Origin of the sequence: Antarctobacter heliothermus, from assembly GCF_002237555.1 — a bacterium.
Taxonomy (GTDB): Bacteria; Pseudomonadota; Alphaproteobacteria; order Rhodobacterales; family Rhodobacteraceae; genus Antarctobacter; species Antarctobacter heliothermus_B.
Map to the genome: position 1 here is coordinate 1,850,580 of NZ_CP022540.1, position 16,975 is coordinate 1,867,554.

The window sequence follows — 16,975 nt, forward strand, 5'->3', positions numbered from 1 at the left end:
GTGATGGATGATTGCCGTCAGCGTACCCCTTGTCCCGGAGGCGCACGATGCCACAAAAGCCTGTGCCGCACTGCGGCTACAACTTGATTTGGAAAGGGAAAATCACATGTTCGGAAATCCGAACACGGGCTTCGCAGTGGTCAGGAACCAGACAGGCCGAGTTTCTGCATCTTTTCCCAGAGCGTCGTTCGGGCAATGCGCAACAGCTTTGCCGCCTCACCTATCTGGCCTTCAGTCCGGTCGAGGGCAGCTATGATCTGTGCCTTTTCGGCGGCGTCTCGGGCCTCGGCGAGTGACATTATCTCATCCGGCTTGGCAAGCCGTTCGGGGAACAGGTCGGTGGGCTGCAACAGCGGCCCCGTCGCCATGGCCAGCCCGCGCAGCAATCTTGCCCGCAGGTCACGGCCGCCGCCGGGCCAGTCATGACTGCGCACGGCCTCTTCACAAAGCCCGCTGATCCCTGTCAGCTCTGGCGCATGGCGCGGTGCCAGCTTGCCGAACAACTGCTGCAACAGCCAGACGGCATCCTCGGGCCGCGTGTTCAGCGGGGAAATCGGAATTTCGGTTCGCGCCAGCCTGTAGAACAGTTCAGAACTGAATGCGCCTTGCTCGATCATTGGCTCAAGATCGTTGCCGCAAGCCGCCATGAGACGCCCCTCGAAGCCTGCATCGATTCGTTCGAGCAGCCGCGCTTGGTCCCCTGCGCTCATTTTGCTGACCGCGCTGACGAACAGGGTTCCTTCGCCCACGGAATCGAACCCGCCGCCAGGGCTGAACAACGCCTCCTTGGCATCTGCGTTGCGGGCCAGATTGACCGTGACGAAGGGCGCAGCGGAGCGGTCCGACAGATCGTGGATGCGCCGCGCCACCAGATCCTTGCCGGTTCCCGGTCCGCCGAGGATCAGCACGGGATGGCTGGACGTTGCGGCCTTATCGATCAGCGATTCTATTCGTCGCGCGGCGACCGATACCCCCATCAAGGGTGGAAAGTCTTCGCCCTGAAACGGTTTTTCGTGGCTTTCGACGAGCAGGCTGAGGCGCTCGAGGAAGACAGACATTTCAAACGGCTTGGTCACATAATCCGCTGCACCCGACTTGATCAGCCGCACGGCTTGACCGATGCCCCCTTGGCCGGTGATGAAAAGGAAAGGCGGCGGCGTACCGGTGCGCAGGAGCGTCGAAAACAGCTCCTCTCCGGACCCGTCCGGCAGACCGATATCGCATATCACCGCGTCGATCGGTTTCTTGGGGGTTCGGATCGCACCCAGGGCCCGCGCCATTTGTTTGTGCCAGAGAACCTGCGCGCCTTCCAGTTCCAACCGCTGCAGCAGCGAGGTGCCCATGATCTGATCATCCTCGACAAGAACGATGTATCTATTCCTGAGCATCGCGGGCCTCCATGGGCGCCGGCAAACTGACCGTGATGCGCGTTGCGCCATTTTCATTTGCATGACCGATGGTTCCCGCCATCTTCCTTGCCAGTTCGCGAACCAGTCGCAACCCGACACCCCCACCGGGCGTGAGCGGGCCGTCACCAAGCAAACGGTCCAATGCGGCCCTTGGCATGGCCGCGCCAGTGTTGGTGATCCGGAGGGTCAGACCGCCATCCATCGCGCAAGCGATTAGGCCGACGCGGCCCTCTTTGCCAGCCGCTGCGCACGCGTTCAAAAGAAGGTTAAGCGCGATCTGCCGCACCGGCCCGGCTGGGATTCCGCTCGCGGTGACCGCCGCAGGATCGACGGACCACGACAAGTCCAGTGCCAGACGCGACACTTCGGGTTGGATAAGGAGCTTGATGTCCTCGAAATCATCGGGGCCCAGCACGCGGATCTCCGGATCGACGCGGTTCTGGTCTAGAGTTGCGCGGGTTACGTCCCGCAAATGGCGCAAGCCCCGGTCAAGCAGGTCGGCGGACTGGCGCACGACCTCGGGACGGTCGGGATAGCTGCGGATCGTATCCGTTGCGTTCAAAAGCCCGCCCAGCGGGTTGTTGATCTCATGCGCCAACGACGAAGAGAGCCGACCTAGCGCCACAAACCGCTCTCGTTCCGCCAGCCTCCGCTCGGCTTCGGTCTTGGCTGCCACAGCGTCAACCATCGCGTTGTAGGTGCGCGCCAGCTGCGCCAGTTCTCCATCGCCCGGCGGGATCTCAGAGGCCGGGATAGAACGCGGCTTTCCATGCGTTTCGGTCATCTGGCGGGCCAGCGACGTAACAGGATTCAACATCTTTCGGATCGCAAGAAAGCCGGCCACGGACAATAGGCCGATGGCAATGGCGTTGCCCATGATCAGATAAAGCAGCGCTTTCCTACGCTCGGTCAAGAGGTCGGACACGTCGAGTTCGGTCGCGATTTGCCCGACGGCGCGCCCCTGATAACTCAGGGGCGCAAGCAAGCTGAGCACGGGCGATGCCCCATCTACCGTCAGACCATCCAGCGCCACCGCATCCCCGGAAAGCGCTGCGATATCGCTGTCTATCGGAACACGCCGGGGATCGGTTGCGGCCAGCACCCTTCCACGCTCATCCGCCACTGCAGTCAGAACCATCCGGCGCCCTTCGCCGCCCTGAGCAGCTCGGTCAAGCGTGTCGTATACTTCCCATATGTCATGCCGCAGCACGAGCGGTCCGAGAGCCACCGACAACCCCTCGACATGCATCCGCGCCAGTTCCTGAATCCGGGCGTCCTGAACCTGCGCCAACGATCGCAAGACCTGCTGGGATGCCACCGTGCCAACAAGGACCATCATTGCAGCCGCGAGTAGGGGCAGCTTGATCGACAGGGGAATGGGAGCAAACCAATTCATGCCTCAAGGGGCCAGATCGCGAATGCGGTCTGCGATCCCGTCAAACAAGGTTGGAGTCGCCCGTTGGAAACCGTCAAGTTGCAGTGACATGAGCGCCTGTTGGCCTTCCTTCGTCTTTGCAAGGCTCAGCAACGAACTCTGCAAGGCCTGAACCGGTTCAGAGGCCAAACTGTCACGCCGCGCACAGACCGGGGGAAAGCCCAGCCATTCCGACCGGTCGATCACCCGTGTGCGCGCGGTGAGGTCAGGCTCGATCGCCGCGAGGGCTTCCCAGACGTAGCCATCGACGCTGCCGGATCGCACCAAACCATCCGCAACGGCGCGCACAACGTTGCGATGCCCGTAAGTAAAGATTGCACGGCTGAAAAAACTCTCGGCTTGCTCCCCCATGCGCCGAAGGTTGGTCGCCGTGACAAGATAGCCAGAATTCGAATCCGGGTCGGAAAAGGCGTGTGTGCTACCTCGCAAGTCAGAGAGATCTCCGGCCGGGTCGTCCGCCCCGACAATAAGGTAGGACTGGTAGCGCGGGCCACCGCGCCAGACCGGAACAGCAACAAGGTCCAGCAAGTCGACGTGTTGCAGATAGGGATACCCGCACAGCCACGCGGCATCGAGACTGCGTTCCAGCAAGAGACCGGTGACTTCCTGATAGGTGCGGCGCTGAACCAGTTCGATCTCGCGCCCCATACCGCGTGATAAGGCGCGGCGCAGGCCGTCTATGACGCCTGCATCGTTGTCGAGGAAAACCGGTGTCAGTCCAAGGCGAAAGATCGGTTGTGCCCGTGCCCCGTCAGCCATCAACGCCGTAAGCGCCGAGCCCAGAAACATGCGTCTGTTGATAGATTTCTCCATGACTTCGGGCCCCTCCCTTGGCCGGAACCCAGACCTTTGTTATTAATTACGCGGCGTTTTCGAGTGCCCGCGACGACAGCTATGCCGCGCTTTTGGAGCGTTCGTAAAAGCGACCCAACTTGGGCATCGGCGGAATGACACCCGCTATGAAACTGAAAACAGCCGCGTGAATTCTACGGCTGAACCCCATTAAAAATGGGGGATTACCCTCGACTGTGTGCAGATCGTCGAGCCGCTTGGTGAAGCTGATAAAAGTCAGTTGTTCGATCACGGAAAGCGGGTTGGAACCCCCGCCGGACCTGAACGGGTTCCAGATGCGATCGACCTGATTGCAGATGTTGCCTGTCAGCATGTGTGCCCTCGTTGATTTGGCGCGACTATACAGATGGGTTTAAGTCGGACAATCAGGGAGACAGGCCGATCGATTGAGGGGCGGGCAGAAGGGGCCCTTAGTTTTGGGAAAACGGTCTTGAAACAATACCTTTGTGGTGCGCCCCGGGTCTGTCGGAGGCCTATAGCTTCCTTTCACGCGACCATATCCAGCCTGTCGCGCTGTGGATAAAAGTTCTCTTCAACCTATGCGGAGGGTATCCGGAGGCAGCTACAGCTTACGGCGTCGATAGATAGTCGGCGGAGACGTATCCGGTGATGCCGGGCGCTTTGACGAGCGAGACCCGGCACCAGAGCTGGCCCATCTCGGTCGCGCAGTCGCGGCGTACCAGTTCGGTGCCGTCGGGCAAACCCAGCATGACTTTGTAGCCAAGGCTTGGCCCGTGCCGCAGCTTCAACAACTCGTCCGGCCCAGCGCCTTTGACCACCACGCGGTTGCCTGAGCTGCCGCTGCCGCTGCAACTGGCGACAAGGACAAGCGCGAGTAACGATATGACTAGGTGACGGTTCATGATCTGGCCTCTGCGTTTTCTCTCCGTCTCGCCTGAATTTCCTCTCAAAGCAAGGTGCAGGCGCGGAATCACGGATTTGGGGCGGCAGCTGCCACCTCCAATCGCGTCAGCAGGTTCCTTACGGCAGACACCGGCGGAAGCTCTCGACCGGCTGCTCAAACAGGATATGATCGAAAGTGTTGCGACGATCGGACCGTATCCCTCTGACTCGCAATCTCGGTCATCAACCGATTTGCGCAACAGATTCGGTGCTATCTGTACTTGGAACGCAGGTGTGGTCAGAAAGTTGCTGATCAGGATTTTGCAGACAGCAACGTGGTCCAATCCGGCAAATTTTGTCCGCTGCCAAGGCAGACTTCAATTGGCTAGGGCCTGCCCTACCACTGAACTTTCATCCAGCCGCGACCGGGGCCCGGTTGGTGCTTACGCCGATCGGCGCAGGTTTATCAATCGCCCGACGCGCGGAGCTTTCATCTCTCGCTGCGAGGCGGGCGATTGCGGTGCTCAGGGTCCGCGCTTAGTCAGCCGGCGTCTGATATTCCAAGGCCGAGTGCGGGCGTTCGGTATTGCAGTCGGCAGTCCAGGCCGCGATCACCATCCGCGCGTGGGCCAGATTGCGGAACATGGTCTCGTTGAGTAGTTCATCCCGCATTCGCCCGGTGAAGCTCTCCACGAAGCCGTTCTGCATCTGGACCTGTCACGCTTCAGTGTCGCTCCCGGTGCTCGTTTCAGCCACCTTCCGTCCGAAAGCGACGGGGCTTTCCCAGCCCAGTTCTGAATGGCGGCGTCGTGGATTGTAGAACCCATTGATGTATTCGAAGATGACCATCTCAGCCTGTCTGCGGGTGTTCCAGGTGTCCCGCCAGATCAACTCTGCATTTATGGTTTTGAAGAAGGTAGAAGTGGTCGCGGGCCAGTCAAATACGACAAGCGTCGATACAAACGACGCAACCGCCCCTCTCGTGACATTGCTACGCAATGCACTGCCGGACGGTGATCGAGAGCATGTTTGGGCGGCTCAAGGATTGGCTGCGCGTCGCAACTAGATACGACAGATGCCCCAAAGCCTTCTTCTCTGCCATCGCTCTCGCTGCAACCGTCGTCTATTGGCTATGAGTCCTGAGCCTAAGTGAACTCGAATTCACTCAATAAGGCAGCGGGTCGCAGATTTTGGGGGGCGGAGTCTACCTTGAACGCGCTTTTTGCAGCGCACTAACGACCGCGATATCGCCGTGAGCTTAAGCTTCCCTGATGGAGGGGCCGCGATCGCGTTTCACCAAGTGAAACTTTCAAGGCATGTCCTGCCCAAAACTGCCGTTGGTCAGATTATCAACTTGCTGCGCACGCGGCTCACAATGCGGCCATTCATTGCTGACGCACGATCCGAGGTACTTCGAAAGGCCTAAGATACGGACAAGGACGAAGCTGTCACCCGCGCTACAACGGCTGAACGGCCGTAGTAGAACTGACTGGGAGTTTTATTCACGTGCCTACTCCATCTTGCGTCGCTCCGACGGTCCTGCTCCAAAGTTGCAAGGACCGGGCCGGTAGCCATGCGGCGGCCGCTACAGCGGTCGCTTAATCCGCCGCCATGCCACTTTATTGACCGTCAAAAATGACGTTGCACCCGCATCATGTGTTGTGTATGACGTTTATTGTCGGACACTAAAGGGCAGCGCAATGGTCACCACGTCAAGTCGACAGCATAGAACTTCTCCGAAAAGCGTTCCGGGCTTGGACCTGGTTCGTTTGCAGGCGTACCTGATGCGTCACCGAATCGTTCTGAACCCGAGCGCCGCACCTGAAAAATTCGCTGCCGGCTATGGAAACATGAACTTCCTCCTTCAAACTGAAGGCGGGCCGTTGGTATTGAGGCGTCCGCCGCCGGGTCCAGTCCCACCTGGGGCCAACGACATGGCCCGCGAATACCGTATCCTTTCGAGCCTCCACCCGGTGATGCCGTTGGTCCCGAAAGCCGCGCTGTTTTGCGATGATCTGTCGGTCGTCGGCGCACCGTTCCTCGTGATGGAGTATCGCCCGGGCCTCGTCATTGGCGAGACAATTCCGTCGGACACTGTCAAGAGTTGGCGGGCCGTCGAGCAGATTGGCACCGCCCTCGGCCGCAGGATCATCCATGTCCTCTCCGACCTGCACGCGGTTGATGCCGAAGCCTGCGGCCTCGGCACCCTTGGGCGGCCCGACGGCTTTGTGGAGCGCACCCAACGCGGGTGGAGCAAGCGCGCACGGCTGGCCTGGGACAACGCTCCGGAGGACCTGACCGCACTGCTGGACTGGCTGGAAGCCCATGCTCCCGAAACTTCGCGCGCGCCGACCCTGATCCACAATGACTTCAAACTCGACAACATCATCCTCGATCCAGATACCCTTGAACCCCGCACGCTGATCGACTGGGATATGGGCACGCTTGGCGATCCGCTTTATGACCTCGCGGTCTTGCTCAGTTATTGGACCGAGGCAGGCGACCCCGACGCCATGCACCAGCTGCGCCAGATGCCCACGGCGTGCCATGGCTTTCCCACCCGCGAAGAGGCGGCGACGCTTTATGCGAAGGCGAGCGGTCGCAGACTGACTGACTTCACCTATTTCCGCGTGCTGGCCACACTACGCCTCGCCGTCGTGTTTCAGCAGCTCTACCGCCGCTATGAGAGTGGCGGCACCGATGACCCGGACTTCGCCCGTTTCGACGACCTTTCTCGGGGCCTGCTGAGCTTCGGCCTGCAGGTCGCCCGCGGTGACTTTTACTGACAAGGACTGCCCATGATCTCTTTCGAGCCTACCCCCGAACAGGATGCGCTGCGCCAGCGGATCGAGAGCTTTGTCATGGAGCAGATCGTTCCGTATGAGAAGGACCCGCGCAACACGTCCCATGGCCCTACCGAAGAACTGCGGATCGAGTTGAACGCTCTGGCCCGTGAGGCGGGGCTGTTCGCGCCGCATGTGCCGCAGGAATGGGGCGGTCTTGGGCTGGATCACGTCAGCATGGCGATTGCCTTTGAGGTCAGCGGGCTGTCGCCGCTCGGCCCCATCGCGATGCATTGCGCTGCGCCCGACGAGGGCAACATGAACCTGCTCGACAAGGTTGCCACCGAGGCACAGAAACAGCGCTGGCTGAAGCCGTTCGCCGCCGGAGAATTCCGCTCGTGCTTCTCGATGACCGAGCCTTGGGGCGCTGGCGCCGATCCCTCCGAATTGAAGACCAAGGCACGTTATGACGGCGAGGATTTCGTGGTCAGCGGCGTCAAATGGCTGATCACCGGGGCGCAGGGCGCGGGCTTTACCATCATCTTTTGCGATGTCGAGGCCGAGGGCGACAAGCCCGGCGGGCCGACCATGCTGATCTCGGACATGGATGCCGACGGCATCAACCTGACGCGGCAAATCGAGACGCTCGACAGATCTTTCACTGGCGGGCACTGGGAAGTGACCTTTGACCACCTGCGCATCCCGGCCGAGAATGTGCTGGGCGAGGTCGGCGAAGGCTTTCGCTACGTGCAGGTGCGCCTTGCCCCGGCGCGGTTGACCCACTGCATGCGCTGGCTCGGCGGCGCGGTACGGGCACAGGGGATTGCGCTGGACTATGCCCGCAAACGCGAGGCTTTCGGTAAGCCCATTGGCCGGCACGGCGAGATCGGCGCGATGCTGGCCGAGAACGAGATGGAGTTGCAGCAGAGCCGACTGATGATCTGGTGGGCCTGCGCCTTGCTCGACAAGGGCGAGCATGGCCGGCACGAAAGCTCGATGGTCAAGACGGCGGTGTCCGAGGCGCTGTTCCGCGTGGCCGACCGCTGCGTGCAGGTGCTGGGCGGCATGGGGGTGACCGGCGACACGGTCGTCGAGCAGATCTTCCGCGAGACCCGGGCCTTCCGCATCTATGACGGGCCGTCCGAGGTTCACAAATGGGCGATCTCGCGCCGGATCATGAAGGGTTGAACCGCTTCAGGGGAGGAGCAAGCATGCAACGTGTGGAGATGACGAGCTACGAGGCCGCCTGCGAGCGCTTCGAATGGCGGGTGCCAGAGAGGTTCAACTACGGCGGCGACGTGGTGGATGCCTGGGCGGAGGACCCTGAGCGCATGGCGCTGATCTGGGTGAATGAGGCGGGCGAAGAGCGACGGTTCACCTATGCCGACATCCGCGACCTGACCAACCGCTTCGCCAATTACCTGACTGCCAAGGGCGTCAAAAAGGGCGACCGCGTGCTGATCATGCTGCCGCGCATCCCGGAGTGGCAGATCGCCATGGTCGGCTGCAACAAGATCGGCGCCATCCCGATCCCTTGCGTCACCATGCTGACCGAGAAGGACGTGACCTATCGCATGGAGCATTCCGGCGCGGAGGCGGTGGTGACGACCGCGGCAGAGACGCAAAAGGTCGCCAGTGACCCCAAAGTCCGGCTCTCCGTCGGCGCGACAGATGGCTGGGATGACTTCGAGACCGAAATGTTGCGGCACAGTGCCGATTTCACGCCCGTCCGGATCGAGGCCGAAGACCCGGCGATCATGTTCTACACCTCCGGCTCGACCGGTCTGCCAAAGGGCGTGCTGCATGCCAGCCGGGCGCTGTTTTCCTGGCGGGTCTCGGCCTGGTACTGGCTGTCGCTGACCGAGCAGGACGTGATGTGGTGTACCGCCGACACCGGCTGGTCAAAGGCCGGCACGTCGATCCTCTACGGCCCGTGGAGCTGCGGCGCGACGGTGCTGTTCTATGACGGCCCCTTCGACCTCGAAAAGCGGCTGGAATTGATTGAGCGCCACAAGGTCAGCGTATACTGCGCCGCCGCCACCGAGATCCGGCAGTTGGTTCAGGTGGACACCTCGGGCCATGATCTCTCGGCGCTGCGGCTGTCGGTTTCGGCAGGCGAGTCGGTGAACCCCGAAATCGTCCGGGCGTGGTCGGACAAGACCGGCGCGCTGCTGCTCGACGGGTATGGCCAGACCGAGACGCTGATGACCGTGCTCAACTATCCGCAGATGGCGGTGAAGCCCGGCGCGATGGGCAAGCCGCTGCCGGGCACAGAGGCCGCAATCCTGGCCGAGGACGGGCGTGAGGCACCAACCGGCACCCCCGGACAGCTGGCGATCCGCTGCCCGCATCCGCAGCTGATGCTGGGCTATTGGGACAACCCCGGCAAGACGGCCGAGAGCTACCAGACCGTGGACGGCGTGACCTGGTTTTTGACGGGCGACACCGCCAGTATGGACGCGGACGGCTACCTGTTCTTTGGTGGCCGAGACGACGACGTGATCAACTCGTCGGGCTACCGCATCGGACCTATGGAGGTGGAGAATGCCTTGATGGAGCATGAGGCCGTGTTGGAATGCGCCGCCGTCGCCAGCCCCTGCGAGACCCGCGGCGAGGTGGTGAAGGCCTTCATCATCCTGAAGTCCGGGTATACCCCGAGCGACGCGCTCGCCAAGGAATTGCAGGATTTTACCAAGGCCCTGACCGCACCCTACAAGTACCCGCGCAGGATCGCCTTTGTCGACGCATTGCCCAAGACGCCCACCGGAAAGATCCAGCGGCGGCGGCTGAAACAGCAGGAGTTCGCGGGGCAGCCCGCGTGACTTGAACAACCGTCCCGGCCTCGCGCCGGGACCTCTCGGTCGGTCGAACAAGAGGCCCCGGATCAAGTCCGGGGCGCGTGTCGTGTGCGGCAACCGTCTGCGCTCAGTCGAAGCCTTCGCCCTGGTGCTCCCCGACACCCGGCGCCCGCCGCAGCGGCGCGTTGTCATAGGCCGAGAACTTCACCGGCTGGCGCAACACCGGCTGCACTGTCCCATCCTGCCGCGTGACCTCGTCAAACAGACCGCGCGTCCGGAACTGCGGGTCCTCTGCAAGCTCCTCACGACGCAACGCAGGCCCCCACATCTGCCCCGAGGCCTCGAACACTGCTTCCCAATGCGAGATGGGCTTTTCGAGGATGCGCGCTGCGATCCTCGCGACGAGTTCGTCTCGCCGATCCACGCGTTCCGGACGGGTCAGACCTACGCCCTCGGTCAGCCCGACATCACGGCACAGTTGATCCCAATAGGCATCTTCATGTGCGACCGAGGTCGTCAGCCATCGCCCGTCCGAGGTCTCGTAAAGCGCATAGCCGGGATCGCGCTGCGGCAGGCTGGCGTCCTCAGCGGCGTCGGCGGCAATGAAGGGCGTCTGCAAGGCCAGCACCGCGTCACTCATGGCGATGTCGACATGGGTGCCTTGCCCGGTCCGCTCGCGGGCCAGCAACGCCGACAACACGCCGGTCAGCGCATAGAGCGCCGAGACAGAATCGCCCAGCAGCACCGCCGGGGGCAGACCGTCGACCGCTCCGTTGATGCGCTCGCCCAAGGCGCCGCCGAGGCCCTGAAAGGTCAGGTCATGCGCGGGGCGCATCCGGTAGGGCCCGCTCTGGCCGAAGCCCGATATCGACACATAGATCAACCGCGGGTTCACCGCGCTCAGGTCGTCGTACCCGAGGCCAAGCTTCGCCAGCTTGCCCGGCCGAAAACCTTCGAGAAACACGTCGGCCTGTTCAATGAGGCTCAGGAGTGCCGCCTTCTGCGCCGGATCGCGCGCATCCAGAGCCACCGAGCGCTTGTTGCGGTTCAGCCCCTCGTAGAACGACGGCAGAAACCGCGAGGGATCGCCGCCCGGCCGCTCCACCTGGATCACATCGGCGCCCATGTCCGACAGGGTCAGCGTGCAGAACGGCCCGGGATATTGTTCGGCCATCGAGACGATCTTCAGCCCTTCGAGGGCGCCGGGTTTGCGCTCTGCCATCAGATCGCCCAGCTCTGTGCGTCGTCGACCGTCAGCGCTTCGCCATTGACGAAATGGCTACGCGGATCGACGAGAAACAGAAGCGCGCTGTCGAGGTCCTTCGGCTCGCCCACACGGCGGCGCGGCAGCTTGGCCAGCTCGGCCTTGCCCTGATCGGTCTCCCAAAATTCGTCGTTGATCGAGGTGCGAATATAACCCGGACACAACGCGTTGACGCGGATGCCGTGCTGGCCCCATTCCAGCGCATGTCCGGCGGTGAGATGCCGGATCGCCGCCTTCGACATGGTGTAGAGCGACACCCCCTTGGCGACCCGTGTCGACAGCATCGAAGAGACGTTGACGATGCACCCCTCGCGACCCTCGTCGATCCAGCGCTCGGCGCAGAGCTGGGACAGCCGCCAGGGCGCACGGACGTTGACCGCCATGGTCTGTTCGAAATCCTCAAGTGTCGCCTTGTGGGCGCGGGCGGGCCTGCTGATACCGGCGTTGTTGACCAGGATGTCGGGCGTGCCCATCTGCTCGGATACGGCTATGATCAGCGCATCGGGTGCGGCAGGATCCGCTGCATCAAAGCCGAAGGCCTGCGCCTGGCCGCCCTCTGCGGTGATCCGCGCCACCAGGTCGTCAAGCTTGCCGGTGCTGCGTGCGGCCACTGCGACGGCGGCGCCCTGCGCGGCCAGTGTCAGGGCGAACTGATAGCCCAGCCCCGACGACGCGCCGGTCACCACCGCGATCTTGCCTTCAAGCATGTGTTTCCTCCTCCGAAACTGCGTTTGCCTTGAACGCTATCATGCGCATTAGTGTCGGACAATAATAGAATGGCGCCTCAGGCGGCTTCACCGAAGAACCGCGCCTGCAGGGTCTGCCGGACCGAGGGGTTGCGGGTCAGTTCGATGAACCGGCGCACCTCCAGCCGCAACGCCGGCTCTATGGGCATTTGCAGCCCGTGATAAATGGCCTCGGCAATCAACCTCTGCTCGGGTCGCTCGGCCACACCGTCCCGCGTCAACCCGGCGTTTAGCGCGTGGAAGTACCGCTCGATCTCCGGCGCAGTCGGGCCACGATAGCCGCGCACCATCCATCGCTGTTCGGCTGCGGGGTTGTCCAAAAGCCACCGGCGGGCTGCATCTCGCAGGGCACCTGCAGGGACAACATCGGTCAGCAGGCCCAAAGATCGCGCTTCCGACACATCGTAGGTAGTCCCCTGCAACATATCCCCCGTCACCCGCTGCCACGGCGCCAACCGCGTCAGACGTTGCGTGCCACCAAAGCCCGTCATCAGCCCGAGCCCGGCCTCGGGCAGGCCGAGTTTGATCGCCGGATCGTCCACGGCGAACCGCGCATGTGCCGCCAGCGCCATCTCGAAACCGCCGCCGAGACAATGCCCGTTGATCGCCGCGGCCACCGGCTTGCCGCAGGTCTCCAGCCGGTAAAGGCTGTCTTTGACGCGGGCCATGACGGACCAGAGATCCTCGGCAGGTATGTCAAAGAACTCGCCAACCATGCGCAGGTCCGCGCCGGCGTGGAACGAGGCCTTGCCGGAGGTGATCAGCACGCCGCGAACGCTCGGGTCCGAGGCCACCTGATCTACCAAGCCCACCCATTCCGAGATGGCATCAGTGGAAAACACGTTGACCTTGCGGTCCGGATCGTCCCAGCGCAGTTCTGCGATGCCATGGCCGTCGACGCCGAGAGTAATGATCCTGCTCATGCGCTTTCTCCCTCCATCCGTTCGATCACCATGGCGATCGCCTGTCCCGTCGCCGCGCAAAGCGTGGCGCAGCCGAACTGCTTGTCCGCGCGCTCCAACTCGTCGAGCAGCGTGCCCAGGATCATCGCCCCCGTGGCCCCCAGTGGATGGCCCATGGCGATGGCCCCGCCGTTGACGTTCATCCGGTCCGGACTGACGCCGGTTTCCTCCTGGAAATAAAGAACCACAGAGGCAAAGGCTTCGTTCAGCTCCCACAGGTCGATGTCGGCATAGCCCAGACCGGCCTGCTTCAGCGCCCGGTCGCAGGCGGCCTTGGGTCCGGTCAGCATGATTGTCGGCTCGGACCCTACCGAGGCCAGCCCGAGGATGCGGGCGCGTGGCGTCAGGCCGTTCTCTTTGCCGGCTTTTTCAGACCCCAGAAGAACCGCCGCCGCGCCATCGACGATCTGCGAGGAATTCCCGGCATGGTGGACGTATTTCAGCGCGCCGATCTCGGGGTACTTCTGCTCCGCAACGGCGTCATATCCCATCTTCTTCGCGTAGCGCTCAAAAGAGGGGTTCAGCGCGCCCAGGGACTGCATGTCCGCCCCAGGCCGGATGGCCTCGTCACGGTCGAGCATGGTCAGGCCGTTGCGGTCCTTCACCGGCACGATGGACCGGGCAAAGCGCCCCTTTTCCCAAGCGCGGCCGGCCCGGCGCTGGCTCTCCACCGCCAGCGCATCCACGTCGTCGCGGCTGTATCCGCGCAGCGTGGCGATCAGGTCGGCCGAAATGCCCTGCGGCACCGATTTGCGCGGGATGGCGATGCCGGGATCGGCCAGAACCGGCATGCCCGACGACAGCATGGGAATCCGGCTCATCATCTCGACCCCGCCGGCCACGGCCAAGCCGACCTCGCCGCTGGCCACCTTGCCCGCTGCGATGGCGCAGGCTTCCAGCCCCGAGGCGCAAAAGCGGTTGATCTGGACGCCGGGAACCGCCTCGTCATAGCCCGCCTCCAGCGCTGCCGTGCGCGCGATGTCGCCGCCCTGATCGGCCACCGGATCGACGCAGCCGAGCACCACGTCGCCGACGGCTGAGGTGTCGAGGTTCGACCGTTCCTTCAACGCTTTAAGCGGGACCGTGGCCAGCTCCACCGGGCTGAGTTCTGCCAGCGCGCCGACCGAGGCCTTGCCTTTGCCGCGCGGCGTGCGCACAGCGTCGAAAATCCGAACATGTTGCATGGTCAGCCCCTATTTCGCGGTCATGCGCAGCGCGCCGTCGAGCCGGATCACCTCGCCGTTAAGCATCGGGTTGGCAAAGATCGCGGCAACCAGATCTGCGAATTCCTCGGCCTTCCCAAGACGCGGCGGGAACGGCACCTTGGCGCCAAGCGATTCCTGCACCTCCTGCGGCAGACCGGCCATCATCGGCGTCTCGAAGATGCCCGGCGCAATGGCCATCACACGGATGCCCGACCGCGCCAATTCCCGCGCCGCCGGCAGCGTCAGGCTGACCACGCCGCCCTTGGACGCCGCATAGGCCGCCTGGCCGATCTGGCCGTCGAAAGCCGCGACCGAGGCGGTGTTTACGATCACTCCGCGCTCTCCGTCCGGCCCCGGCTCAGCCCCCGCAATTGCTTCAGCCGCGAGGCGCATCGTGTTGAAGGTGCCGACGAGGTTGATCGAGACCGCACGCGCGAAGCTGTCGAGGTCATGCGGCCCGTCGCGGCCGACGATCTTTTCTCCGGGCGCGACGCCGGCGCAATTCACCAGCCCATGCAGGCAGCCGAAGCGGGTTTTCGCGGTCCCGATGGCCTTTGCCACCTGTTCGGCGGAGGTCACATCGGCCCGGACCATCACCTTGCGGTCATCCTCTGCCGCGCCATCGATGTTGATGTCGAGCCCGACCACATTCGCCCCGCCTGCCATGAGCCGTGTCACGACCCCCGCGCCGAGACCGGAACTCGCGCCCGTGACCAGTATCGTCTTGCCTGCAATGTCCATGCTGTCCTCCCTCAGTGGCTTGGCTCAGATCGGTAGGGCGTGCCTGCATGGCAAACAATGATATTTTCGTTCCAATTCGTGACTGAAAATGCCATATGAAAGCATGTCAGACCTCACGGCACCGGTCTCTCCGGTCTTCATCGACGAAGCCTTCGATTGCGCCCGCCGCGTAGGTCTCGATGCGGCGCCGATTGCCCGTCGGATCGCGCCGGACGGGCCAATGACGCTGGCGCAATACGGGGAGTTCTGGTTCGCGCTCGCTCAGGAGATGCAGGACGAAATGCTGGGCATGACTGCGCATCCGATGCGGCCGGGAAGCTTTGCGCTGATGTGTCATGCCATCCGTGGCGCACCGACCTTGGGCAAGGCGCTGGAGCGCGCGCTTTGGGCCTTGGACGTGATGGTCGGCGGGCCGCGCGGACGGGTCACGGTCCGGAACGCGCAGGCCATCATCGCCTTCACCGACGACGGACCGCCGGTCTCGGCCTTCGCCTATCGCACGCTTATGATCGTTTTGCTGGGACCGCTCTGCTGGCTGGCGCGGCGGCGATTGCCCTTGGTACAGGTGGCCTTTCGCTGCGCTGCGCCCGAGGGGGCCGAGGCCTATTCGCGCCTGTTCGGCACCGAGGTTCAGTTCGACGCGCCGGAAACACAGGTGGTGATCGACGCCGCGCCTCTGACCCTGCCGGTCAACCGCAGCGAGGCCGCCCTGAAGCGCTACCTGAAACAGGCGCCCGGCAACCTGCTGGTGGGCTATCGCGGCATGGACGACGTGACCGGGCAGGTCCGCGCGCTCTTGTCACGCACATCGCCGCGGGATTGGCCGGACTTCGACAGTCTCGCCCGGCAGTTCCGCATGTCGCCCAGCACCTTGCGTCGGCAGTTCAAGGATCAGGGCGAGAACTATCGCAAGCTGACGTCCGAGTTGCGCGCGGCCCGAGCCAGGCACCTTCTGACCAAGACCGACACGTCGGTTGCCGATGTGGCCGATCTAATGGGGTATACCGAGCCGAGTGCATTTTTCCGGGCCTTCCAAGGGTGGGCTGGGACCTCCCCGGCGCGGTACAGAGCAGACAGCCAGCAGACTTCTACTGTGTCGGACGATATTGAGTAAATGACGAAACCTCTCGCATTAGCGTCGGTCAGCATGTAAGCTGACGTTGCGTATGTCATCGTGAAAGTTGCCCATGAAGCTCGACCTCGACACCACTGCCGATCTGCCCGTGTTTCGGCAGCTCGCGCTTGCCCTGCAAACGAAAATCCTCTCGGGCGAGTTGCAGCCCGGGGCGCGTATGCCCGCCGAAACCGCGCTGGCCAGCGAAAATGGCATCCACCGCTCGACCGTGCGCGAGGCGATCCGGTCGCTGGAACAGCAAGGCCTGCTTTATCGCGAAGAAGGCAAGCGCAAGCTTTTCGTGTCCCGACCCGATACCGAGGAGCTGTCGCGCCGCCTAGTGACTCCCTTGGTGATGAACGGCGTCACCTTCGAGGAGATCTGGGAGGCGATCCGCGCGCTTGACCCCGTGGCGGCGGAGGCCGCGGCGAACCGGCGCAACGCCGACAATCTGGCGGCGTTGGAGGACAATATCTCCCGGACCAGAGCGGCGATGGACGACCCCGACGCCCTGGTCAAACTGGATATCGAATTTCACGAGTTGATTGCTCTGGCCGCCAACAACCGGGTGATCCAGTCGCTGAGGTTGCCGATCAGCGACCTGTTCTACCCGTCGTTCCAGACCGTGATGACCAGCCTCAACGCCAGCGAACGCCTGCTGACCGCGCATGAAAAGATCCTGCAGGCGATCAAGTGGGGCGACGCGGATGAGGCCAAGGCCTGGATGATCAAGCACATCAACGACTTCCGCAAGGGATACGAACTGGCCAGCCTCGACATCACCGATCCGGCGGTCTTCCCAAAGGCGCGGCAGGCTTGAGAC

At 63.0% G+C, this 16,975-nt stretch carries 15 protein-coding genes and 3 pseudogenes; 6 read left to right on the forward strand and 12 right to left on the reverse strand.

Going from position 1 to position 16,975, the window contains the following annotated elements:
- Positions 1 to 140: 140 nt before the first annotated feature.
- The 7 genes and pseudogenes from ANTHELSMS3_RS08750 to ANTHELSMS3_RS08780 all read right to left on the reverse strand — a co-directional run.
- Positions 141 to 1,388, reverse strand: coding sequence for a sigma-54-dependent transcriptional regulator (locus ANTHELSMS3_RS08750; protein ID WP_094034537.1), 1,248 nt, complete (start codon positions 1,386 to 1,388; stop codon positions 141 to 143).
- Positions 1,375 to 2,805, reverse strand: a complete 1,431-nt coding sequence (locus ANTHELSMS3_RS08755; protein WP_094034538.1) for a sensor histidine kinase — start codon at positions 2,803 to 2,805, stop codon at positions 1,375 to 1,377. Before ANTHELSMS3_RS08755 ends, ANTHELSMS3_RS08750 begins: the two co-directional genes overlap by 14 nt.
- A 3-nt stretch (positions 2,806 to 2,808) precedes the next feature.
- Positions 2,809 to 3,657 carry a substrate-binding domain-containing protein gene (locus tag ANTHELSMS3_RS08760; protein WP_157733458.1) on the reverse strand — a complete coding sequence of 283 codons (849 nt, stop codon included), beginning with the start codon at positions 3,655 to 3,657 and terminating at the stop codon, positions 2,809 to 2,811.
- Between the two features lie 79 nt (positions 3,658 to 3,736).
- Entirely contained in the window at positions 3,737 to 4,009 is a 273-nt protein-coding gene (locus ANTHELSMS3_RS26330) for a hypothetical protein (RefSeq protein ID WP_157733459.1), read from the reverse strand.
- A 256-nt stretch (positions 4,010 to 4,265) separates the two neighbouring features.
- A complete protein-coding gene (locus ANTHELSMS3_RS08770) occupies positions 4,266 to 4,559 on the reverse strand; it encodes an SH3 domain-containing protein (protein WP_094034539.1) in 294 nt (97 codons plus the stop codon).
- 391 nt (positions 4,560 to 4,950) lie between these two features.
- Positions 4,951 to 5,247 (reverse strand): annotated as a pseudogene (locus tag ANTHELSMS3_RS08775) (integrase core domain-containing protein); the annotation flags it as partial.
- 9 nt (positions 5,248 to 5,256) lie between these two features.
- Positions 5,257 to 5,469, reverse strand: a pseudogene (locus ANTHELSMS3_RS08780) (IS3 family transposase); the annotation flags it as partial.
- Between ANTHELSMS3_RS08780 and ANTHELSMS3_RS08785 the strand changes: the two are divergent.
- From ANTHELSMS3_RS08785 to ANTHELSMS3_RS08800, 4 genes and pseudogenes are all read left to right on the forward strand, one after another.
- Positions 5,434 to 5,675, forward strand: a pseudogene (locus ANTHELSMS3_RS08785) (hypothetical protein); the annotation flags it as partial. The pseudogenes ANTHELSMS3_RS08780 and ANTHELSMS3_RS08785 overlap by 36 nt on opposite strands.
- Before the next feature lie 714 nt (positions 5,676 to 6,389).
- Positions 6,390 to 7,325, forward strand: a complete 936-nt coding sequence (locus tag ANTHELSMS3_RS08790; protein ID WP_254694919.1) for a phosphotransferase family protein — start codon at positions 6,390 to 6,392, stop codon at positions 7,323 to 7,325.
- Between the two features lie 12 nt (positions 7,326 to 7,337).
- Entirely contained in the window at positions 7,338 to 8,510 is a 1,173-nt protein-coding gene (locus ANTHELSMS3_RS08795) for an acyl-CoA dehydrogenase family protein (protein ID WP_094034541.1), read from the forward strand.
- A 23-nt stretch (positions 8,511 to 8,533) separates the two neighbouring features.
- Positions 8,534 to 10,144 (forward strand): acyl-CoA synthetase, encoded by a 1,611-nt coding sequence (locus ANTHELSMS3_RS08800; protein ID WP_198319915.1) that lies wholly within the window; start codon positions 8,534 to 8,536, stop codon positions 10,142 to 10,144.
- Positions 10,145 to 10,247: 103 nt separating this feature from the next.
- Here ANTHELSMS3_RS08800 and ANTHELSMS3_RS08805 read toward each other — a convergent pair whose 3' ends face one another.
- The 5 genes from ANTHELSMS3_RS08805 to ANTHELSMS3_RS08825 all read right to left on the reverse strand — a co-directional run bounded on the left by ANTHELSMS3_RS08805 (position 10,248) and on the right by ANTHELSMS3_RS08825 (position 15,038).
- Positions 10,248 to 11,342 (reverse strand): CaiB/BaiF CoA transferase family protein, encoded by a 1,095-nt coding sequence (locus tag ANTHELSMS3_RS08805; protein WP_094034542.1) that lies wholly within the window; start codon positions 11,340 to 11,342, stop codon positions 10,248 to 10,250.
- Positions 11,342 to 12,091 (reverse strand): glucose 1-dehydrogenase, encoded by a 750-nt coding sequence (locus ANTHELSMS3_RS08810; RefSeq protein WP_094034543.1) that lies wholly within the window; start codon positions 12,089 to 12,091, stop codon positions 11,342 to 11,344. The genes ANTHELSMS3_RS08805 and ANTHELSMS3_RS08810 overlap by 1 nt, the downstream gene beginning before the upstream one ends.
- Positions 12,092 to 12,168: 77 nt before the next feature.
- On the reverse strand, positions 12,169 to 13,053 hold the full coding sequence (locus tag ANTHELSMS3_RS08815; RefSeq protein WP_094034544.1) for an enoyl-CoA hydratase/isomerase family protein: 885 nt from the start codon (positions 13,051 to 13,053) through the stop codon (positions 12,169 to 12,171).
- Positions 13,050 to 14,276 carry an acetyl-CoA C-acetyltransferase gene (locus ANTHELSMS3_RS08820; RefSeq protein ID WP_094034545.1) on the reverse strand — a complete coding sequence of 409 codons (1,227 nt, stop codon included), beginning with the start codon at positions 14,274 to 14,276 and terminating at the stop codon, positions 13,050 to 13,052. Before ANTHELSMS3_RS08820 ends, ANTHELSMS3_RS08815 begins: the two co-directional genes overlap by 4 nt.
- Positions 14,277 to 14,285: 9 nt before the next feature.
- Positions 14,286 to 15,038, reverse strand: coding sequence for an SDR family NAD(P)-dependent oxidoreductase (locus ANTHELSMS3_RS08825; RefSeq protein WP_094034546.1), 753 nt, complete (start codon positions 15,036 to 15,038; stop codon positions 14,286 to 14,288).
- A 103-nt stretch (positions 15,039 to 15,141) separates the two neighbouring features.
- Here ANTHELSMS3_RS08825 and ANTHELSMS3_RS08830 point away from each other — a divergent pair, with 103 nt between their 5' ends.
- Together ANTHELSMS3_RS08830 and ANTHELSMS3_RS08835 are read left to right on the forward strand one after the other, a co-directional pair.
- Positions 15,142 to 16,152 carry an AraC family transcriptional regulator gene (locus ANTHELSMS3_RS08830; protein WP_198319916.1) on the forward strand — a complete coding sequence of 337 codons (1,011 nt, stop codon included), beginning with the start codon at positions 15,142 to 15,144 and terminating at the stop codon, positions 16,150 to 16,152.
- Positions 16,153 to 16,225: 73 nt separating this feature from the next.
- Positions 16,226 to 16,972: a FadR/GntR family transcriptional regulator gene (locus ANTHELSMS3_RS08835; RefSeq protein WP_094034548.1), complete on the forward strand. Its 747-nt coding sequence runs from the start codon at positions 16,226 to 16,228 to the stop codon at positions 16,970 to 16,972.
- The last annotated feature ends 3 nt before the right edge of the window (positions 16,973 to 16,975 follow it).